The sequence below is a fragment of the Streptomyces sp. CO7 genome (assembly GCF_053474865.1).
On the sequence record NZ_JBRIOU010000008.1, the window covers coordinates 50,358 to 53,759 of the forward strand.

1 protein-coding gene and 2 pseudogenes are annotated in these 3,402 nt (G+C 76.0%); all 3 read right to left on the bottom strand.

Features of this window, described 5'->3' with window-relative positions:
- A pseudogene (locus ACOV8S_RS25100) lies at window positions 1-951 on the bottom strand (hypothetical protein); the annotation flags it as partial.
- Window positions 952-1,245: 294 nt separating this feature from the next.
- A complete protein-coding gene (gene purD / locus ACOV8S_RS25105) occupies window positions 1,246-2,499 on the bottom strand; it encodes a phosphoribosylamine--glycine ligase (protein ID WP_448320498.1) in 1,254 nt (417 codons plus the stop codon).
- 138 nt (window positions 2,500-2,637) lie between these two features.
- Window positions 2,638-3,402 (bottom strand): annotated as a pseudogene (locus tag ACOV8S_RS25110) (DNA polymerase III subunit gamma and tau); the annotation flags it as partial.

A 3,402-nucleotide genomic window follows, 5' to 3' on the forward strand; every position in this document is an offset into this window, starting at 1 on the left:
GGACAGCTCGGTGAGCGCGGCGACCACGCCGACGTCCAGCCGGGCCGGCCAGCGCCGCATCCGCCAGGCCGGCTGCGCGACCCGGGTGAGCAGCCGGTCCCAGCCCGCGTAGGCGAGCCCCACCTGCTCCTGGGCGACGATCCGCAGCCCGTGGTCCACAGCCTGTGCACGCTCCGCGGCGGCCGCGGCCACCCCGCGCTCCATCTCCGCGGCGTGCGGCGCGCAGCCGCGCAGCATCAGCCGCACCACCCGGGCCACCCCGCCCAGCACCAGCCGGGCGGGCCCGCTGCGCTGCGGGTCCGCGGTCACGGCCATCGCGGCGTCCAGACCACGCACGAAGCGGCGGGCCGCGGCTATGTCCGGGTGGGCTGAGGGGCCGGTGCCTGCCACCACGGGGGCGAGCACCGCGCGCAGTTCGCCCACCCGCATCCACCACAGGAAGGGCGAGCCGATCACCAGCACCGGTGCCGTCCGGTCGCGCCGGTGCGGTTCGGCCAGCCTGCGCAGCAGTGACGTCCGGCGGCCGGAGGCGGCCTCGTGCGCCGGATGCGAGCGGTCCTCCAGCCAGCTGTCGCAGTCCGGGGTCAGCTCTATGGAGGAGGGCGCCGGGACGCCCAGCCGGTCGGCGAGGTCACGGACCAGCCGGTAGAGGTCGGGGGCCGAGCGCTCGGGGATCGGCACCGTCGGGCTGGTGGCCGGGCGGGAGCGGGCGACGACCAGCGAGACGACGGCCGCGGCGGCCAGCGCCAACAGGGCCAGGACGCCGGTCACCAGGCGCACGACGTCCCAGGCGGGCCCGGTGAACCGCCCGGTGGCGTCCCCGGTCAGCAGCACCACGCACACCCCGGCGGGCAGCAGCGCCGCCGCCAGTGCCCAGCCCCGCACGCGCAGCACGGCGAGCGCCCGTGAGCGCGCGCCCGGTGCGCCGGTCTCCGTACCCGTACCGGTCACGACCGGACCTCACCCCCTCACGTGTGCGTCGCCTGTCCGTCGCCTGGCCACGTCGTCCATGCCCCCACTGTGGCACCGGGCCAGGACAGCGCAATGCCTGTGGGCCAAGTGCCGGAACGCTCGCGGGGCACACTAGTCACGGCGCGGACCCCAGTCAGCCATACCGACCATCGCTCACCCGATGGAATGGCTTTGGGGAAAGGTGGATGACGCAGCGCAAAGATCAGGCCCCGGATTCCGGTGCCTGGAGGAGGCGGGGAATCCGGGGCCCTGGGGCTCCCGCGAGGCGGTGGATCAGGCGTCCATGGCCGCCTTGAGCGCGATGTCGGTGCGGTGCTGGGACCCGTCGAGGTTGATCCGGGCCACCGCCGTGTAGGCGCGGTCGCGGGCCTCGGTGAGGTCGGAGCCGGTCGCGGTGACCGAGAGCACCCGGCCGCCGGCGCTGACCACCGCGTCGCCCTCACGCCGGGTGCCGGCGTGCAGCACGTAGGCGTGCGGGGCGTCCTTCTCGGCGACCTCCTCCAGACCGGTGATCGGGTCCCCGGTGCGGGGGGTGCCGGGGTAGTTGTGCGAGGCGACGACCACGGTGACCGCGGCCTCCTCGCTCCAGCGCAGCGGCTCCAGGTCGCCCAGGTTCTCCGTGGCGGCGGCCATCAGCACGCCGGCCAGCGGGGTCCGCAGCCGGGCCAGGACCACCTGGGTCTCCGGGTCGCCGAAGCGGGCGTTGAACTCGATCACCCGCACGCCGCGCGAGGTGATCGCCAGGCCCGCGTAGAGCAGGCCGGAGAACGGGGTGCCGCGGCGGCGCATCTCGTCGACGGTCGGCTGGAGCACCGACGCCATGACCTCGTCCACCAGGGCCGGGTCGGCCCAGGGCAGCGGGGAGTAGGCGCCCATGCCGCCGGTGTTGGGGCCCTGGTCGTCGTTGAGCGCGCGCTTGAAGTCCTGCGCGGGCTGCAGCGGGACCACGGTGGTGCCGTCGGTGATGGCGAAGAGGGAGACCTCGGGTCCGTCCAGGTACTCCTCGACGACCACGCGCTCGCAGGCGGCGGCATGCTCCCTGGCGGCCTGGAGGTCGTCGGTGACCACCACGCCCTTGCCGGCGGCGAGGCCGTCGTCCTTGACGACGTAGGGCGCGCCGAACGCGTCCAGCGCGGTGGCGGCCTCCTCGTCGGTGACGCACACGTAGGAGCGGGCGGTGGGGACGCCGGCGGCGGCCATCACGTCCTTGGCGAACGCCTTGGAGCCCTCCAGCTGCGCGGCCTCTCCGGACGGACCGAAGACCGGGATGCCGGCCTCGCGGACGGCGTCGGCGACGCCGGCCACCAGCGGGGCCTCGGGACCGACCACCACCAGTTCGGCTTCGAGCCGCCGGGCGAGCTCGGTGACGGACGCGCCGTCGTTGGCGTCGACCGCGTGCAGCTCCGCCACCTCGGCGATGCCTGCGTTGCCGGGGGCGCAGTACAGCGCGGTGACGGCGGGATCGAGGGACAGGGAGCGGCACAGGGCGTGTTCGCGGGCACCGCTGCCGATGACGAGGACCTTCACGTGCTCAGCCTAACGGGCGAACCGCCCGCCTCTTGTAGGCCCCGCCCAGCGTGGACGGCCGTCGCCGTCGGAGCTTCCTCCAACCCGGCGGGGCCTCCACCCACCCGGCGCGGCTTCAGCTCGCGGCGGGCCCGGCCGCTACTCGTGCACGACCTCCTCGACGACCGTCGCGCCGAGTTCCCGCACGATCAGCTCGTGACCGGAGAGGGCCGACTCGTCGAGGTCCGGGTCGTCCGGGGCCGGCATGTCGTCCTCGGGCGCGACGTGTCTTCGCGGCTCGGGGGCCGGAGCGGGCGCCTGCTGCGGTGGCCCGGCCGGGCGGTCCTGCCGGGGGGCGGGGGCCTGCTGCTGCACCTGCGCGGACGACGGGGCGGACGCCTGCTGCGGCGGCGCGGGGCGCTGGTACGCCGTGGCTCCGCCGCCCGCCGGGGCGCCTCCGGCGAAGCCGCCGTCCGGACCGGCGCCGGGCTGACCGCCGCCCGGGCCGCCTCCGGGCTGTCCGCCGCCGAAGCCGGAGCCGCCGCCTGGGAGGCCGCCGCCTCCGTAGGCTCCGCCGCCGCCGAGACCGCCGCCGCCCCCGGCCGGCGGCGCGGAGCCGCCGCTGGGGTCGATCACGGCGTCGATCTTCCACTGGACGTTGAACTCCTCGGCCAGCGCCGCCTTCAGGACGTCCTCACTGCCGCTGCCGGAGAAGTTGTCCCGGGCGCCGGCGTTGACGAAGCCGATCTGGAGCGTGGTGCCGTCGAAGCCCGCCACGTGCGCGTTCTGGCTGAGCAGGATCCAGGTGAACCGGCGGCGGTTCTTCACCGCCTCGAGGATGTTGGGCCACAGGGTGCGCGGGTCCAGCCCGCCCGCGGGCGGCGCCTGCGGGGGCGCGGCGGCGGGCGCGGGCGGGGGCGCGCC